The following is a 16,962-nucleotide window of genomic DNA, read 5'->3' on the forward strand; positions in this document are numbered from 1 at the left end:
ACGATGTTCCCTCCCAAGACTTACCTAATTTGCACACTACTGGTACTTGCCTCCACCAGCACTCAGGCGATCGCCGCGGACGAACGCCCCGTCGATCTGGTGAATCCTCAGATCGACACCCACAACTCGCGATGGTTTTACTTTTCGAGTGCTTGCCGCCCGTTCGGCATGGTGAACCTGAGTCCCGATACGCAAACCAAAGGGACTTGGAAATCGGGATACTTGTACGGTGATAAGAAGATTCGCTGCTTCAGTCACATCCACGCCTGGCAGTTGGCCGGCATTCCCGTAATGCCGACCGTCGGCGAGTTCCAAGGGCACAAAGGAATGAACGCCTACCAGTCGGAATACTCCCACGACAGCGAAGTCGCTCGCCCTGGCTACCACAAGGTGGTGCTCGACAGGTACAAGATCACGGCCGAACTCACTTCGACGTGCCGAGTGGGGATGCACCGATACACGTTTCCTGCGAGCGACGACACGTACGTGTTGTTCGACACCGGAGCGTTCCTCGCCCACGGGCCGATGATCACGTCGCGTATCGAGCAGGTGAACGATCGCGAAATCACCGGTCGCGTGTTGATGGGAGGAACCGATCGCCGGCCGAAAGATACCTACGTTTACTTTGTCGCCCAGTTCGATAAACCCTTCCGCCAACTCATTGGCTGGCGCGATGGCAAGCTACTTGGCGAGTCGAACATGGTCGATGGCCCCAACTCCGGCGCGGCAGTCAAGTTCACTACCAGCGAAGGCGAAGCCGTGCAGATGAAGCTGGCGCTGTCGTACACCAGCATCGATGGAGCCCGCAAAAACCTGAAAAGCGAGCTACCGCATTGGGACTTCGACCGCGTCCGGCGTGAGTCCGACCAAGAGTGGAACCAATGGCTCAGCCGCATTCAAATCACCGGCGGCACGCCCGAACAGCGGGTGAAGTTCTATTCCGACCTCTGGCATGCGCTGCTCGGTCGCAGGATCGTAAGCGATGTCGATGGTAGCTATTGCGACATGACTGGTAGCGAGCCCAGAGTGCGTCGCAAGCGACTCGGCGCGGATGGCAAGCCGCTATTCCCCCACTACAACTTCGACGCTTTGTGGGGAAGTCACTGGTCGATCAACATCCTGTGGTCGCTCGTGTATCCCGAAGTGATGGATGGCACCTGCGAGACGATGGTCGACATGTATCGCGATGGGGGACTCATCCCCCGCGGACCGTCCGGCGGCAACTACACCTACGTGATGATCGGCGATCCCGCGGTGTCGTTCTTTGCCTGTGCATACAACAAAGGTATTCGTGGGTACGACGCGCAAACCGCCTACGAAGGCTTGCGGAAGAATGCCTTCGTAGGGGGCATCCGCGACCACGCTGGCTACGAAGACGACCACCCCGCAACCGGCGGCGGTATGAAGTACTACGTCGAGCGGGGTTATGTTCCGGAAGGAGTGGAAGGCAAAGGGGGCCATCGCGACGGAGCAGCCATGACTCTCGAATACGCCTACCAGGACTGGTGCCTGGCTCAACTCGCCAAAGGCATGGGCAAGCAGGACGACTACGAGTTCTTCGCTACGCGATCGCAGAACTACCGCAAACTTTGGGATGCCAAGAGCAAGCTAATGCGGCCTCGTGAAAAGTCCGGCGAGTGGATTGCCGACTTCAAGCCGATTGCCAAGGGAGCCAGCACCAAAGGCTTTTGCGAGAGCAATAGCATGATCTACTCGAACTACGTTCCGCACGACATGGCGGGACTTATCGAGATGTTTGGCGGTCCCGAAGCCTATCGCGACTTTTTGAACCACTCGTTCGAAGCGAGCGAAGACCAACACTACCAGGCTCCACATGGCGAGCACGCGAGCCGCTTGGTGGACTACGACAACCAGCCCGGCACGGCGATGGCCCATTTGTTTAACTACTGTGGTGCCCCTTGGCTTTCGCAAAAATGGGTTCGCAAAGTTAAACTGGAAGCGTTCGCGGGCACCACTCCCTACGCTGGTTACAATGGCGACGAGGACCAGGGTCAAATGGGTGCCCTAGGAGTGTTGATGGCCATCGGATTGTTCGAGGTCGACGGTGGAGCCTCGGTCGATCCGATCTACGAATTAACGTCCCCCTTGTTCGATCGGGTCACGATTCAGTTTGATCGCCGGTATTACGATGGCGATCAGCTGACGATCACGACGCAACACAATTCTGCGGAGAACGTTTACATTCAAAATACAGAGTGGAATGCTTCGCCGCTTAATCGTTGCTGGCTATCGCATCGCGACGTCGTTCAAGGAGGCCAGCTCGATTTCACTCTTGGCCCGCAACCGAACAAGCAATGGGGACTCGAAGAGGCTCCTGGCATCGCTCCCTAACCGCAGCGTTGTCCAAACGCCATGGCTCCAGCAACGAACAACCTCCACGCAGGATGGACTGCGGCGATCTATGCAGCGGTCGCCCATCTACTCTACATGCTGATCGCACCAGGTCACACAGCGAGTGGACCCGAACCACTCGACGAAGCAAGCCTGGCTTGCGCGATAGCGGTATTCGTGATCGGCATCACTTTCTGCGCACGGGCGGGGATGCAACCGGGATGGGCCGCTCGCTTGCTGGCGGTCATGGCCTTGTTGGTGCATCTCTATTGGGCTCGGATGCTGGTTAATCACCTGCCAGTTGGTAATCGTTGGCCTTGGTAGCGCCCTCCGATCCTGATTACGCTGATAAAACTAGAAGTCGGTGAGCGATTTCGGCGGCAGCGACATCCTCAACGCGTTGAGCACCGCCAGCACGTCGATGATCTCCTGTGACACCGCACCCGCAACGGGTGGTAGCAATCCCACCGCGGCGAATCCCATACCAACTACGCTCAAGGCCATGCCACCGATGGCGCTCTGCAGGGCGATTTTCCGCATCCGCTGACTAATGTGCATGAACTCGTCGACCTTCTCGAGCGAGCTATCGAGAATCACCACGCCGGCCGCTTCGGTCGTTACATCGCTGTTCTGACCGATGGCCACGCCGACCGTCGCAGCCAGTAGTGCTGGGGCATCGTTGATTCCGTCGCCCACGAACATGGTACTCGCCTTGGCGTTCTCCTGTTCGACGATGGCCACCTTTTGCTCAGGGCTTTGACTGGCGAAGATTTGCGAGATTCCGACCCGCTCGGCCAGGTGTTCGACCTCCGACGAGCGATCGCCAGAGACTAAAAGCACCTTCTCGAAGCGATGCATCGGCTCCAAGTGGTGGATGAACTGCGCCCCTTCGCGGCGCGGCTCGTCGCGAAAACGATAAATGCCCGCCAGCTTGTCGTCGACCACGAGCACGCACTCGGTTCCGCCGATCGATTCAGGCAGTTGTTCGGCCCCCTGCGGATCCGCCTTCGCGTAAAGCTTACGACTGGTAATCCACACGTTGTGGTTTCCAACCCGACCGCGGAGCCCCTCGCCGGGGCGTTCGCTGATTTCATGCACCTCGCGGAGTGCGATTTGCTCCTTGCGAACCGTCTCGGCAATGGCTTGCGACAGAGGGTGCTTCGAGTACCGCTCGACGCTGCCAGCCAGACTCAATAGTTCGCTACGCTTGATATCGCCGGCGATGATTTGTTCGGTCAACTGTGGCCGACCATAGGTAAGAGTCCCTGTTTTGTCAAAAATCGCAGTGCGGCACGAGTCAATGCGTTCGAGCACCACGGGGTCTTTGATCACGATACCCCGCTTCGCCGCCAGAGAGATGGCGCCGATGATAGCGACCGGAATCGCGATTAATAGCGGGCAGGGAGTCGCCACGACCAGCACCGCCAGAAATCGTACCGGCTGGCCGCTGATCGCCCAGGCGATGCCGGCGATTGCCAGCGCCAGCGGGGTGTACCAGGCGCCAAGCTGGTCGCCGAGTCGGCGGAGCTTGGGCCGCCGCTGCTGGGTGGTTTGCATCACTTCCATGATCTTCGCGTAACGCGAATCGACCGCCAGCTTGGTTGCCTGAATCGTGAGGGCCGACTCACCATTCACCGCGCCCGAAAGGACTTCGGCCCCTGGTGTTTTCGACATCATGTAGGGTTCGCCGGTCAGGTACGATTCGTCCATCACCCCATGGCCTTCGATCACCACTCCGTCGATCGGGCAGATCTCGTGAGGCAGCACCACCAGCTCGTCGCCTGGCACCACCGCGTCGAGCGGGATGTCTTCGAGTGTCGATTCGCTCTTGCGATGTGCGACGGTTGGCATCCGCTTTGCCAAGGCTTCCAGCACCGACGAAGCGCTGCGTACCGCGAAGGCTTCGAGGGCCTCGCCACCTGAGAGCATTAGCACCACGAGCGTTCCAGCGAGGTACTCGCCGAGCACGGTTGCGGTGAGAATCGAAATGCCCGCCAGCAGGTCCGATCCAAACTCGCCGCGAAAGAGTTTGCCAAGCAGCTCCCCAACCAACGGAATACCACCAAGCCCCAAGGCAACCAGCAGCGGCCATTTCGCAAGCTCAGTGTCGGCACTCGGGCCGAAACGAAGCACCAGATGAACCACAATCGCCACGATCGCCAGCGCGGCAATCAGATACTGCCGAAGCGACCAGAGATACCCAAGAGAAAATCGATTCATCGACCGTAGCCACTAAAGATTAAGAAACAGCTGAGAAGCACTGTTCGCATCTTATCACTCGCGCACTGATTGCAGAAGTTGCGAAGCCACCCGCGGAGCGCAATTCATCTGTCCAGTGGATAGCGTTTGAGATTGAGACTGAGACCAATGCTCGAAACGTGCTGTCGAGTTGACTAAATGGCGGCTAACCCTACAGTGAACATGGCCAATTGCCACCGCAGGCGGCGATGTATTGTTTGTGTTCCCCCCACCACCATTGCGACAGGAGTTGCCATGCCTTCGCCGATCGTTCCGACGCTCAAATACAACGATGCCGCTGCTGCTATCGAATGGCTGTGCAAGGCGTTTGGATTTAAGCAGCACCTGGTCGTGCCTGGTGAGAACCACAAGATCGATCACGCACAACTTACTTACCGGGATGGCATGATCATGCTCGGTTCGGTGCGCAACACCGAGCTTGATGGTCTCCAAAAGCTACCCTCGGCCGTTGGTGGAGTGTGCACTCAGAGCGCGTACGTGGTAGTGAACGATGTCGACGCCCATCACGCTCGCGCGGTAGCAGCAGGTGCAAAGGTGGTGATGCCCCCGACTGATCAAGATTACGGTGGTCGGCATTACTCTTGCTACGACCTGGAAGGCCACCTCTGGCATTTTGGTTCGTACAACCCGTGGGCGGAGCCGTCGGCATAAAAAAACCCGGGACTTTCGTCCCGGGCTGAGGGTGGTTTGCTTGTGGGGTCGTACGGAGGACGTACGGCAACCTTTGCTTGAGCCAATTGGCTACTAGGCGACGTTGTCGCTACCAGCTTGGGGAGCACCAAAGTTGCTCTTGCCGATGTCGCTCGCCTTGCGAGGCGTGGGGCCGGTCGGCACAGCATCGTTATCGATATCGAACCAGGCGGGATCGAACCCGATCTTCTGCTGCTGTTCCATCGCCATGTTGCTGGTGAGCGCGATAATCGCGTCGGCCATGGCGACCTTGGGATGGCAGTGCAGCGTTTCGGCAGGCTTGTTGTTCTTGATGCACCAAGCCCAGTGTTCGATCTCTTCCTGGTAGCCGCGGCTGATGTCCTTGGGGGCCGCTGCAGCCACTGCACCGCCGCCGCCGGTTTCGTAGCTGTCGACCACCGCATCGCGATCGACCTTTACGTTGGTCGGCTTCTTACCACCGATAAGGTAGGTTTCGCTTTCCTTCTCAAGGATCAGCGTACCGTCGGTACCCATGACCACTTCGCCATAGCCACCGTAACCGTTGCCGTTGATCGACGAGTAGGTGACGACCACCTTCTTGTTCGGATCGGCCACCGGCCTCGTCGGATCGTCGTCTTCGAAATAGCCCTTACCGGGATACTCGAAGGTGCAGTAGACGTGGTCGTCGATGTCGCGATTCTCGGGATACAGGTGACGTCCACCCACGCCGGTGACGCTGAGCGGATGCACCTTGACGTGTCCCTTGAACTGGGCGGAGATGAAGATGCCCGAGGCATCGAGCTGATGGCTGCCAAGTTCGGCCATCAAACCACCACCAGTGCGGTTCCACAGACGCCAGCGAATCAACTCTTCCAACGGCGAGCAATTGTAGCCACCTGGTAGCGAATGCGATTGATAACCATACGAAGCCGCATTCACACCGGCATCTTCGATAATCTTATCAAGCTGAGTCAGGCACTTGATCCAGCCTTCCTTCTCCTTACCAGTGATGCTCGGATTATCGACCCGGCTCTTCACACTCTTGTGCTTCGAGACCACTCCGTGCAGGTCGATAAAGGCTTCCTCGGCTGCTTGCGCGGCGGCAACGGCTTTCTTGTCGCCGGTCTTCTTGGCTTCGGCAGTCTGCTTGCGAAGTTCACGCAGACCGATGTCGAAGTCGCGATACCAGAACTCATCCTTCGGCTCCGGCAACGATGGACGCCAGCTATCGGCAGTGCGGTGCCATTGAGCACGAATGTGATGGATGTCGCCGATCACGCCTTGCTGAATGGTGTCGACCGCGTTGGCATACAACACGCTGTAGTGACGCTGATGGCCGGTGGCCAGCAACTTACCAGTGTCGGCAGCTACGCGGGCCATTTCCTTACACTCACCCACGCTGTGGGCCATGAGCTTTTCGGTCAGCACGTGCTTGCCAGCCAGCATGGCGTCGATCGCACAGGGAGCGTGCAACCAAAGCGGCAACGCGATGATCACCGCTTCGATTTCGTCGTCTTCCAGAAGCTGGTTGTAACCTTCGGTGTAAACCTTTACTTCCTTGCGGGCGTCGTCTTCCGTCTTCCAGTTGCGCGACTTGCCATACACGCTCAGCAAACCGGGACGCGCTGGTTGGCCTTTTTCGTTCGGCCAGTCGCCATTAAAGGCACGCCAGACGTTGGAAGGGCGAATGTCGCAGATCGCTTTGACATCGATGAACTCGGGGTTCAACGCACCGATCAGCACGTTGCCTTCGTCGCCGGTGCCGATGATGCCGACGCGTAGCGGCTCTTCGACTTTACCATAGGCAAAGTAAGCTCCACCGAGTCCGGCGGCCGAAGTTGCAGCGGCTGCAGAGATACCTTTAAGGAATCCGCGACGATTGACCATTAAGGTCTCGTCGTAGTGCAGCTTGGCTTCTTTCTTTTGTTCGTCGGTAAAATGCATCGCCTGAAACCTCCAGCGATTGATCTAATGGAAATGGCTCGTGGCCGGTAGTTTTAAGATGGAACGATGATGTTGTTTCGAGTGGCCACGCTTAAAATGGCCAGCCGGAGCTTAGCCTTCTTTGTCTTCCTTGCGGCCAAACAGGACTCCGTCGAGCCCGGCCCAGCGGCCAGCTCCCAGCCCTGCGAGTACCAACAACGCGAAGAACTCGATGCCTTGGTAGGGGAACAACGCGACTGCCAACGAGGGGACACCCTCGACCCAGACGGGCTGAGTTGACATGACCGAAAGCAAGAACCCGGCCGCAGCTACTGATGTCAGGCGGGTGAACAAACCGGTGATCAACAGCACCCCTACGCCGAGGGTGAACCACGTGACCACACGATCGATGGATTTGACTTCTGCCGGTGGATTCAAAATAGCTTCGCTACGTTGTTTTACGGACGTTTTGTCGAGTTGTTCGTCGGTAAGCAGGCTTTTGAGGTCCGACTTGTACAGGTCTTCCTCAATCCCCACCCCACCGAGTAGCGGGCGCCACTTGCCGGTGGTCTCTGATTTTTTGTCGGAAATACGCTCGGCCATGTAAGGTGCGTCGTCGTTCTTACGCTCTTCTTTCAAATCTTCGAGACGATCGAGTTCGTGGTGCCATTCTTCGAAGGCTCCCCGATTCATCTCGGCGAAGTAAGCCAGCGCCCGGTAGTGGGCTTCGTAGGTCGAGTCGATCTCGGCTTTTTGTTCGTCGGTGATGCCGGGAATCTTCTTGAATTGCTCGGCCGTTGCCTTCCAGTCCTTGGCCACTTGGGCGATCCAGGGTCCGTAGGCTTCGGTCGGTTCGGGGATGAATCCGAGGTCGTCGGTCTTGGTCTTTACCTCCCGCACGATCATTGCCGGATCGTCCTTCGTCGCACCAAAGTAGCGACGCTCATGGTCGAAGTTGAACGACTCGGGCCAAGGTTCCTCGGCCAATGTGTCCCAGTCGTGAGGCAACGGAGCCATCGACTGATAGAACTCGGCCATGGGACCGTTGGAGCCACGTAAAAAGCCCTCGGAACTAAAGCTGGGATCGAATTTCTCGATACCGGCGCCAAGGAACTGTATACCGATTGCCAAGCGTAAGAGAACGATTGCCAAAACGGCAAACGCACCCACGCGATAATCGTTTTTCGCCACGCTTATGCCCTAAAAATTGATACGGTGTGTGAAAGACAAGTCATCCGGCTGGAAGGTTGACCTGCATAATGGGAGGGAACCGGAAGCTACCTTGATGGGGCAGTTGAAGGAAAGCAACCAGTTAGCAAAAACCCCAGCGGTTGCTGGCCAAGCTTAGGCTTTCGCTGTTCATCATGATAGCGAGTCTCACAACAAATTGCCAACAGATGTTTGAAAAGTGGATTTAACTCCTTGAGTTTTTTCCTGAACTGGTTATGCACTGTCTTTCTGTGCTAATTCGCTCAGGCGGCCGCTCCGTTGGCAAACTGCCCGATTCGTGTCATCTTTCTATGGTCGTCGGGCATCGTCGCCCGTTGTGATTAACTAAATGCCTTATTGTTTATCGATTAACTCGCCATGCGAATCGTTCTTTGCTATCCGGTAGAATCGCAACACATCGCCCAAATTCAGGCGGTCGCCCCCGATTGGGAGATTGTCGACGCCGGTCAGGAGCGGATCGCCGAGTTGCTGCCGACCGCCGATATTTACTGCGGCCACGCCAAAGTGCCGGTGCCTTGGGAGGAAGTTGTCGCAGGCGGGCGGTTGCAGTGGATTCAGTCCTCAGCGGCCGGCATGGACCACTGCCTGGAACCGCCAGTGGTCAAGTCGGATATCCTCGTCACCAGCGCTTCGGGCGTGTTGGCCAATCAGGTGGCCGATCACACCATGGCCCTGTTGGCGGGTTCTTTGCGGCGGTTACCGGTGTTTTTCGAGGCCATGGAGAAGCGAGAATTCATCCGCCGGCCGACGCAGGATCTGCATAACGCCACCGTTGGTATCGTCGGCCTCGGCGGCAACGGCCGTCGGCTCGCCCAAGTGCTTAGCGTGTTCAACACCACGATTCTGGCGACCGACTGGTTCCCAGTGAACAAGCCACCAGAGGTGGCCGAACTGCTGGCCGCCGACCAGATCGACGAAATGCTGCCGCGTTGCGACATCGTGATTTTGGCGATTCCGCTCAACGATGTCACCCGCGGCATGTTCGACGCCAAGCGAATCGCGCGCATGAAACCAGGTTCGGTACTCATCAACATGGCTCGCGGACCGATCGTGGTAGAAGACGACTTGGTCGATGCGCTCGAGTCGGGCCACCTATGGGGCGCCGGTTTGGACGTGACCGAAGTCGAGCCACTTGCGGAAGACAGTCGGCTGTGGACCGCACCTAATTTGGTGCTCACTCCTCATGTTGGTGGACAGTGCAAGACCCGCATCGAGGATATGACTAACTTTTTCTGCGATAACCTACGACGCTTCCGAGATGGCAAGCCTTTGAAGAACGTTACCGACAAGAAACTTGGCTTTCCGTTTCCCGCACAATTGGAAGATTAGTGGTCGCAGCAGCTTGTCGCGAAGAGTGCTGAACTGATAAAAACCGACCTTACAGGCACCCCAATCCGGTTCCTTTGGGGGCCATGCGGCATGATCTTCGATCTGTCCGGCTGTCCAGTCGGTCAAAAAGGAGATTTCTGGCCTATTCTTTTCCTCGAAAGGGCAACTTGCGGTTGGCAGTGGCCCCTGCGTGTGTCATTCTAGATATGTAGATATTTCTCCGCGATGCTGCTGGTTTGCCTAGCGGAAGCACGAAGCAACCGTCATTCAATTTATATTTTTCACCTAATACCACTTTTTGAGTTGTGGGATGCGAAAGACTCGCCAGGTAGCTTTATTAGTTGAAACCTCTCGTGGGTATGGCAGACAAGTCGGCCTCGGCGTGGCTCGCTTTTCGAGTTTGCATGGTCCTTGGAGCTTTTTGCTCAATCCAGGCGACTTCCAACAGATGTTGCCGGAAATGGGTCACTGGAACGGCGATGGCATCATCTGCCGACTCGAGAACGAAGAACTCGAAAAAGCCGTGATCAAAGCCGATCTTCCCACGATCGCTTTGGACATGAACGAGCGACAACTCGATCCCAACAATCCACTGTCGCGGGTCACCAACCTGTCGGTCGACAGCGATGGCGTCGCCAAGCTGGCCGTAGATCACTTACTCGAACGTAATCACAAGCACTTCGGCTTCGTCGGCGTAGCCGGACGCATCTGGTCGAAGAATCGCGAAGAAGCCTTTGCCAAGTACATCAAGCAGTCGGGCTTCAAGATCAACATCTACGAGCCCCCAGCCGATAGCGAACTGCACTGGGAACTCGAACGCGAACAACTGGTGGAGTGGCTCACCACCCTGCCCCGCCCAGTCGCGATCATGGCCTGTAACGACGTTCGCGGTCGGCAAGTGCTCGAAGCTTGCCGAATGGCAGATTTGTCGGTTCCGAAAGACGTTGCCGTGATCGGCGTCGATAACGACGAACTATTCTGCGAGCTTGCCTACCCAACACTCACCAGCGTAGCCCTTAACGGGGTGATGGGTGGGTACATGGCGGCTGAGAAACTCAACAGCATGATGAACCGCAAGGGACGCTTGCCCCGCAAGGGAATCACGATTCCCGTGCAGGCGGTCCGCGTGGTCGAGCGTGAATCGACCAACTCCTACAACATCGGCGACGAGTCGGTGATCACCGCGCTGGAGTACATCCACAGCACCCGCGGCGAGAAGGTATCGGTGGCCGACGTGGCCAACGCCTCGGGACGCCCTCGTCGGGACATCGAAACCCGTTTTCGCAAAGCGGTTGGGCATACCATCGCAGTGGAGTTGCAGAACATGCGACTCGACCATGCCAAGCGTTTGCTCGAAGAAACCGACTTCCCGATTCCCGAAGTCGCCAAGATGGCCGGCTACAGCTCGGCCAGTTACATGATTCAAGTGTTTCGTCGCTGCTTGGACATGACTCCGGCCAAATATCGCGCAGGCGTGCGGCTACTCACGGTCGATTCTCAGCAGATCGAAAGCTGAGTCGAGCTCCCGACCAGCTACCCTAAGCTGCTCAATTCGCCCGAACACTTGAGCCGTGATTGCCTTGCCCATGGCGATCTGGGCGATATCGCACAGATCAAACCGCTCTCTTCCCAAGCGATCGTGCGTTTCCGACAATCGATAATTGAGTTTTAGACTCAATTGTCGATAATCAATTTTTGTTCATCGCGATGGTTGCCACTTCGCCGACTGTCGCCTGGCACCTTTTCCTTCGGCTTTACAGACGGACTTTCTATCGAGCCCCGCGTATCGCTGCAGGCGGTCTGTTGCTAGGCAACAACAGCTTCCGTATGGTGGCATACTTTCGCCAAGTCACCCTCGAACAAACACTAGCGTCATGTTTCCGATCACCGAGGCCAAGTTTCTCGCCCCTGATGTCAAGCGAATTTGCATCGAGGCTCCCCGTGTGGCTCGCCAGCGACAGGCGGGGCAGTTTGTCATTGTGCGGGTCGAAGCCGAGCATGGCGAGCGAGTGCCGCTGACGATTGCGGACTCCGATCCCGACGCTGGCACCATCACCATCATCGTGCAAGGCGTCGGCAAGACCACCAAGCTCATCAACATGCTCGAAGCCGGCGACGCACTCGCCGACGTGGTCGGACCACTTGGCGAACCCTCGGAAATCGAACACTTCGGAACCGTAGTCGTAGTTGGCGGCGGGGTTGGCACCGCGATTGCATATCCTACTGCGGTCGCCATGAAAGCTGCCGACAATCACGTGATCGGGATCGTCGGCGCCCGCAACAAGGAACTATTGATCCTTGAAGACGAAATGCGGGCGACCACCGACGAACTGCACTTGATGACCGACGACGGTAGCTATGGCGAGCAAGGCTTTGTTACCCAAAAGCTGCAACAACTGATCGACAACGGAGTGACGATCGACCACGTGCTGGCGATCGGACCGATACCTATGATGAAAGCGATTGCCGACGTCACCAAACCACATGGCATTAAGACCATCGTTAGTTTGAACCCCATCATGGTCGACGGCACCGGCATGTGTGGCGGTTGTCGCGTGCAGGTGGGTGGTACCAGCAAGTTTGCCTGCGTGGATGGGCCCGAGTTCGACGCCCACGAAGTCGACTTCACGATCCTCGCCCAGCGCAATCGAATGTATCGCCCTCACGAACAACAAGCGGTTGCGGACCTCGAAGCTGATCCCGAAACGCAAGTCGCACAGATCAAGCATTGCCAACTGCAACACCAACACCCTGAAGTCGGCCCCAAAACCAAGTAATCGCATACGCTCACCGACCACTCACTGCCCAAGGCTACCATCATGGCTGATCGCCTGCCCCCTAAAGAACGCATGAAGATCCCTCGGCAATCGATGCCCGAGCAAGATGCCGAGCAGCGTGCCTGTAACTTCGAGGAAGTGAACTTGGGTCTCGACTCAGCGATTGCGGAGAAGGAAGCGCAACGCTGTTTGACCTGCGCCGACCCCAAGTGCAGCCACGGCTGCCCAGTTGGTGTGCAAGTACGGGAGTTTGTCGACTTCGTGCTCGAAGGCGAATACCTGAAAGCAGCGGCCAAGATTCGCGAAGACAACGTACTGCCAGCCGTGACCGGACGCGTCTGCCCGCAGGAGAATCAATGCGAAGGCGCCTGCGTGCTTTCGAAGCGATTCACCTCGCTGGCTATCGGCCACCTGGAGCGTTTCGTCGCCGACTACGAGCGGGCGACCGGTCAAGTCGGCCTGCCCCAGCGCGCTCCCGCTACCGGCAAGAAGGTGGCCATCGTCGGCAGCGGTCCTGCGGGGCTTAGCTGCGCGGGCGACCTGGTGCTCAAAGGGCACGATGTCACCGTGATGGAAGCACTGCACGAGATCGGCGGCGTGCTTGTCTATGGCATCCCTGAGTTCCGCTTACCGAAAGACATCGTCAAAGGCGAAGTCGAAAACATGCGGAAGATGGGCGTGAAGTTTGAGACCAACGTCGTCGTCGGCAAGACCGTCACCATGGACCAATTGCAGAACGAAGAAGGGTTCGACGCGGTGTTCGTTGCCACCGGTGCTGGTTTGCCCAAGTTCATGAACCTGCCGGGCGAGCACCTCGGTGGGGTCTACTCGGCGAACGAGTTCTTAACCCGCGTGAACCTGATGAAGGCTTACGACCGCGAGCATTCCGACTCGCCGATCTATGAGTGCCGAGACCGCAACGTCGCAGTAATGGGAGGTGGCAACACCGCGATGGACGCAGTACGCTCCGCCTTGCGACTCGGCGCGAAGAACGCCTATATCGTTTACCGTCGTAGCGAAGAAGAAATGCCCGCGCGGGCGGAAGAGGTGCATCACGCCAAGGACGAAGGGGTGCAATTCCTTAATCTGCACAACCCGGTCGAGTTCCTCGGCAACGACGAAGGCTACCTGACCGGCGTCAAACTTCAGAAAATGGAACTCGCCGAGCCCGACGACTCCGGCCGGCGGCGCCCGGTACCGGTCGAGGGATCGGAGTTTGTGATGCCGCTCGACGTGGCTGTGATCGCTATCGGCACGGGTGCCAATCCGCTGGTGCAGTCGACCACTCCCGGGCTGAACACGAACAAATGGGGATACATCATCGCCGACGAAGAGAGCATGCGAACCACCCGTGAGGGAGTGTTCGCCGGCGGCGACATTGTCAGCGGTGCGGCCACGGTAATTCTGGCGATGGGCGCAGGCCGCAAGGCGGCGAAATCGATTCACGAATACCTCACCACCGGCGAGTGGTAACCCCCGACCAGGCGACCGCAATCGTGCGGTGCCGCACAACATTGTCATTTCCGCTCACCGGGCAGACTCATTGCTTGAGACCTCAGCACACATTCGGAGAATTACTACGTAAACCCTTTTATCAAAAAGGCTTTGGCCTTTACGCACTTGCAGCAATGGACGCCTCACACGGCATTTGCCACGCATTCGGTTGCAATTTGTAAGGCACGCGATTTGCATTTCCTCCCGCCTAAAGCGGAGGCCTCTCTCGTCAGCAAACGTTCTGTACAGGAGGAATCGACATGGCTGCCAAAGAAAAACCGAGTAATCCTTATGCGGAGTTGTTTGATACTCTCCGCAAATCGGCCAGCGATGGTATGAGGGCTCAAAGCAAGTATCTCTACGATTGGAGCCAATTCTGGCCCCGCAATTCTGAGCAACGTCAGGGCTGGCTTACCCCTCTTCTGCAGATGCAGCATGGCTGGGCCGATGCCATGGTGAATCTAGCCAAGAATCAACAGGAGTTGATCGACCAACAATTCGACACCGCGATTAGATCCTTCGAAGCCATCTGGCAACGCCTGCCGACGCAAGTCGGCAAACCAGCACCGAGCGTTCCCACTCCAGCCCCAGCTCCCGCTGCGGTAGTACCAACAAACGGTACGCCCGCTTCGGTGGATGGCATCCTGGCAGAGATCCCGGCGTATCAAACAGGCGGAGCGACGAACATCGCCCAACGCGTTGCCATTGTCACCGGTGCGGCAAGCGGCATCGGCGCGGCAGTCGCTCATCAACTCGCAAGCCGCGGCGCCCGCGCTGTAGTGCTGGTTGATCTCAGCGATAAGGTGAACGAAACCGCTGAAGCCATCAACAAAGAAGTCGGCCGCGAAGTGGCCGACGTCATGATCGGCGACACTAGCGACGGTGAATTCCGCTCGCGGGTGTTCGACGAGGTGTCCAGCCGCCACGGCTTGGTACGAATCTGCGTTCCCGCGGCCGGCATTACTCGCGACAACCTGAGTGTTCGCCTCGACAAGGAAACCGGCAAGGCGTCGATTTACTCGATCGACGACTTCCGTAAGGTCACCGAGATCAACCTGATCGCCCCCATTTACTGGGCGATGGAAATGGTGGCTCGCATTGCCGAAGACCGTCGTCGTCGCGGTCTGAAGCGATGGGAACCCGATGAGCCGATGGAAGGTGCCATTGTGTTCCTGGGCTCGGTTTCGTCGCAGGGAAACAAGGGACAAATCTCCTACGCGGTCGCCAAGGCAGGCCTCGAAGGAGCCGGTGCCACGCTGATGAAGGAAGCCATTTACTATGGCGTCCGCTGCGGCATCATCCATCCCGGATTTACCGATACCCCCATGGCACGCGCACTGGGACAAGAGTTCCTCGACAAGTACGTGCTGCCTTATACCCAACTGCGTCGTTTGATTCGCCCCGAAGAAATCGCCGATGCGGTTTGCTTCATGATTTCGAACTCGGCGGTCAGCGGCGAACTATGGGCCGATGCTGGATGGCATCCGCCTGCGTAAGCAACCACCACAAGGAGTCACGCACGTAGAAGACACGCAGTTGCGATCTGCATCCACAGAAGCGACTGCGTTGCGACCACAGGGAAAAGATTTCCGCAAGCTATTCGCCTCGCCCTTCGAGTTCGTTCAACCGCTCTTCGAGCTGATTCATTCGCTCGGTTAACTGCAGTTGATCCCCGGTGGGCGAGGCCGGCTGCGGGTCGCCTCCTTTGGTTACCACCGAGTCGAGCCAGGTTTTCACCCAATGCATGGGTTGAGCCAGGCGAGGAGCCCCAGGGCTGTGACGATAGAGGTAATCGAGGTAGGTGAGAGACTGACGAAAGTAGTCGCGTAGGAAGCTCGACATGGTGTCGTTCGACCGCAAGATGAAGTGGAGCAAGTCGGTTGGAAAGAGTTCCATTTTGTCCGGATGCCGCTCGACGATGATCTGTGTCAGAACCGCACGCGTCAGCTCCTCGCCAGTTTGGCTGTCGCGGATTTCAACCGTTTGCCCTTCCTGAATCAATTGTTCGATTTCCTGTAGCGAAACATACTTACTGAGCGGTTTCGCATAGTAGCGACGATTGGGATATCGTTTGATTTGAAATCGAGAGTCGGGCATGGTTCGATCACCCTGAATGTTGCTTAATGTTTTCGACAGACTCGCAACTAATTGAATTGTAACACGTTCACGACACACAACTAGCGATTGGCCACACGGTCACATTTTAGATGGGAGGTGATAACGAACAAATCCTTCAGAAGTTCTTCCGTTAGTTATCGGCGACATGGTGCGTTCGCGCTTGCCAAACTACAAGTCCCCCGATGCTAAAGATTCGAATTGATGAAGAAGAGGTTAACGCCCTAGTACCCACGAGAAAGGAGGTAGTAAGATGACTACCGACACCGCCGATAATGTGTACGACGAGGTCTTTAATAATTTCCGGAAAGCTGCAGAGTCGAACTTGAAGATGCAGCAAGAAGTGTTTCGCCATTGGGGCTCGATGTGGCCAGGGTTTCCCACGCCACAAGCCGCTTGGGTGGACAAAGTCCGGGATTTTCAGCACGAGTGGGTACGGACTATTTCCGATATAGCCCGTAAGCACCGTGTTTCCCTCGACCAACAGTACCAAATGGCCCTGGAATCGTTAGAAGAGGCTTTGCGCGTTTCCGAGTCGAGTAATCCCGAAGAGTTCCGTCGCCGGATTGAGCAGATGTTTCGCAAGACGTTTGAATGCGTCCGCGAGATCTCGGAGACGCAACTTAATGAATTTCAAGAAGCAGTTCATAAGTGGAGTGAGTTAACAACGAAGGCCGGTACCTAAACTTAAAGTAGCAAGTTAGAATCGGGAGGTGCGGAGTTAACCATTCCGCCTCCGCTTGGGTAGACCAAGGTTGTTCGCACCTCCCGTCTGCTCGATCCGGAAAGGTCAGCAGTACTGCCTCGCGTGCTGATATTGCTGCAAGACTCA

13 protein-coding genes are annotated in these 16,962 nt (G+C 57.1%); 9 read left to right on the plus strand and 4 right to left on the minus strand.

Annotated elements, in window-relative coordinates; translation table 11 throughout:
- The first annotated feature begins 3 nt into the window (after window positions 1-3).
- Together Pan181_RS14440 and Pan181_RS14445 are read left to right on the plus strand one after the other, a co-directional pair.
- Window positions 4-2,352 carry a GH92 family glycosyl hydrolase gene (locus tag Pan181_RS14440; RefSeq protein ID WP_145247547.1) on the plus strand — a complete coding sequence of 783 codons (2,349 nt, stop codon included), beginning with the start codon at window positions 4-6 and terminating at the stop codon, window positions 2,350-2,352.
- Window positions 2,353-2,373: 21 nt separating this feature from the next.
- The gene (locus tag Pan181_RS14445; RefSeq protein WP_145247549.1) at window positions 2,374-2,676 is read left to right on the plus strand and encodes a hypothetical protein; all 303 of its coding nucleotides are present in this window, start codon (window positions 2,374-2,376) and stop codon (window positions 2,674-2,676) included.
- Between the two features lie 30 nt (window positions 2,677-2,706).
- Here the strand turns inward: Pan181_RS14445 and Pan181_RS14450 are convergent, their stop codons facing one another.
- A complete protein-coding gene (locus Pan181_RS14450) occupies window positions 2,707-4,572 on the minus strand; it encodes a heavy metal translocating P-type ATPase (RefSeq protein ID WP_145247551.1) in 1,866 nt (621 codons plus the stop codon).
- A gap of 273 nt (window positions 4,573-4,845) precedes the next feature.
- Between Pan181_RS14450 and Pan181_RS14455 the strand changes: the two genes are divergently transcribed.
- A complete protein-coding gene (locus Pan181_RS14455; RefSeq protein WP_145247553.1) occupies window positions 4,846-5,262 on the plus strand; it encodes a VOC family protein in 417 nt (138 codons plus the stop codon).
- Between the two features lie 93 nt (window positions 5,263-5,355).
- On the opposite strand, the gene Pan181_RS26585 is transcribed toward Pan181_RS14455, so the two are convergent.
- Together Pan181_RS26585 and Pan181_RS14465 are read right to left on the minus strand one after the other, a co-directional pair.
- Window positions 5,356-7,206 (minus strand): Gfo/Idh/MocA family protein, encoded by a 1,851-nt coding sequence (locus Pan181_RS26585; protein WP_231943598.1) that lies wholly within the window; start codon window positions 7,204-7,206, stop codon window positions 5,356-5,358.
- Between the two features lie 111 nt (window positions 7,207-7,317).
- Window positions 7,318-8,223 (minus strand): DoxX family protein, encoded by a 906-nt coding sequence (locus tag Pan181_RS14465; protein WP_145247555.1) that lies wholly within the window; start codon window positions 8,221-8,223, stop codon window positions 7,318-7,320.
- 549 nt (window positions 8,224-8,772) lie between these two features.
- Between Pan181_RS14465 and Pan181_RS14470 the strand changes: the two genes are divergently transcribed.
- The 5 genes from Pan181_RS14470 (at window position 8,773) to Pan181_RS14490 (ending at window position 15,511) form a co-directional block, all read left to right on the plus strand.
- Complete coding sequence (locus tag Pan181_RS14470; protein ID WP_145247557.1) at window positions 8,773-9,744, plus strand: D-2-hydroxyacid dehydrogenase; 972 nt, start codon at window positions 8,773-8,775, stop codon at window positions 9,742-9,744.
- A gap of 310 nt (window positions 9,745-10,054) precedes the next feature.
- Window positions 10,055-11,260, plus strand: coding sequence for an AraC family transcriptional regulator (locus tag Pan181_RS14475; RefSeq protein WP_145247559.1), 1,206 nt, complete (start codon window positions 10,055-10,057; stop codon window positions 11,258-11,260).
- A 358-nt stretch (window positions 11,261-11,618) separates the two neighbouring features.
- Window positions 11,619-12,521: a sulfide/dihydroorotate dehydrogenase-like FAD/NAD-binding protein gene (locus Pan181_RS14480; protein WP_145247561.1), complete on the plus strand. Its 903-nt coding sequence runs from the start codon at window positions 11,619-11,621 to the stop codon at window positions 12,519-12,521.
- Window positions 12,522-12,563: 42 nt separating this feature from the next.
- On the plus strand, window positions 12,564-13,994 hold the full coding sequence (gltA, locus tag Pan181_RS14485) for an NADPH-dependent glutamate synthase (RefSeq protein WP_145247564.1): 1,431 nt from the start codon (window positions 12,564-12,566) through the stop codon (window positions 13,992-13,994).
- Between the two features lie 281 nt (window positions 13,995-14,275).
- Entirely contained in the window at window positions 14,276-15,511 is a 1,236-nt protein-coding gene (locus Pan181_RS14490) for an SDR family NAD(P)-dependent oxidoreductase (protein WP_197528359.1), read from the plus strand.
- A 100-nt stretch (window positions 15,512-15,611) separates the two neighbouring features.
- On the opposite strand, the gene Pan181_RS14495 is transcribed toward Pan181_RS14490, so the two are convergent.
- Window positions 15,612-16,112 (minus strand): polyhydroxyalkanoate synthesis regulator DNA-binding domain-containing protein, encoded by a 501-nt coding sequence (locus Pan181_RS14495; RefSeq protein WP_145247566.1) that lies wholly within the window; start codon window positions 16,110-16,112, stop codon window positions 15,612-15,614.
- A gap of 271 nt (window positions 16,113-16,383) precedes the next feature.
- On the opposite strand from Pan181_RS14495, the gene Pan181_RS14500 reads away from it, so the two are divergent.
- Window positions 16,384-16,815 carry a hypothetical protein gene (locus Pan181_RS14500; RefSeq protein WP_145247568.1) on the plus strand — a complete coding sequence of 144 codons (432 nt, stop codon included), beginning with the start codon at window positions 16,384-16,386 and terminating at the stop codon, window positions 16,813-16,815.
- The last annotated feature ends 147 nt before the right edge of the window (window positions 16,816-16,962 follow it).

This window comes from Aeoliella mucimassa (genome assembly GCF_007748035.1).
GTDB classification, from domain to species: domain Bacteria; phylum Planctomycetota; class Planctomycetia; order Pirellulales; family Lacipirellulaceae; genus Aeoliella; species Aeoliella mucimassa.

What these genes read in the sequence shown, in the direction of transcription:
- Pan181_RS14440 (WP_145247547.1), top strand. Translation starts at nt 4, where the DNA reads ATGTTCCCTCCCAAGACTTACCTAATTTGCACACTACTGGTACTTGCC.
- Pan181_RS14445 (WP_145247549.1), top strand. Translation starts at nt 2,374, where the DNA reads ATGGCTCCAGCAACGAACAACCTCCACGCAGGATGGACTGCGGCGATC.
- Pan181_RS14450 (WP_145247551.1), bottom strand. Translation starts at nt 4,572, where the DNA reads ATGAATCGATTTTCTCTTGGGTATCTCTGGTCGCTTCGGCAGTATCTG.
- Pan181_RS14455 (WP_145247553.1), top strand. Translation starts at nt 4,846, where the DNA reads ATGCCTTCGCCGATCGTTCCGACGCTCAAATACAACGATGCCGCTGCT.
- Pan181_RS26585 (WP_231943598.1), bottom strand. Translation starts at nt 7,206, where the DNA reads ATGCATTTTACCGACGAACAAAAGAAAGAAGCCAAGCTGCACTACGAC.
- Pan181_RS14465 (WP_145247555.1), bottom strand. Translation starts at nt 8,223, where the DNA reads ATGGCCGAGTTCTATCAGTCGATGGCTCCGTTGCCTCACGACTGGGAC.
- Pan181_RS14470 (WP_145247557.1), top strand. Translation starts at nt 8,773, where the DNA reads ATGCGAATCGTTCTTTGCTATCCGGTAGAATCGCAACACATCGCCCAA.
- Pan181_RS14475 (WP_145247559.1), top strand. Translation starts at nt 10,055, where the DNA reads ATGCGAAAGACTCGCCAGGTAGCTTTATTAGTTGAAACCTCTCGTGGG.
- Pan181_RS14480 (WP_145247561.1), top strand. Translation starts at nt 11,619, where the DNA reads ATGTTTCCGATCACCGAGGCCAAGTTTCTCGCCCCTGATGTCAAGCGA.
- gltA (WP_145247564.1), top strand. Translation starts at nt 12,564, where the DNA reads ATGGCTGATCGCCTGCCCCCTAAAGAACGCATGAAGATCCCTCGGCAA.
- Pan181_RS14490 (WP_197528359.1), top strand. Translation starts at nt 14,276, where the DNA reads ATGGCTGCCAAAGAAAAACCGAGTAATCCTTATGCGGAGTTGTTTGAT.
- Pan181_RS14495 (WP_145247566.1), bottom strand. Translation starts at nt 16,112, where the DNA reads ATGCCCGACTCTCGATTTCAAATCAAACGATATCCCAATCGTCGCTAC.
- Pan181_RS14500 (WP_145247568.1), top strand. Translation starts at nt 16,384, where the DNA reads ATGACTACCGACACCGCCGATAATGTGTACGACGAGGTCTTTAATAAT.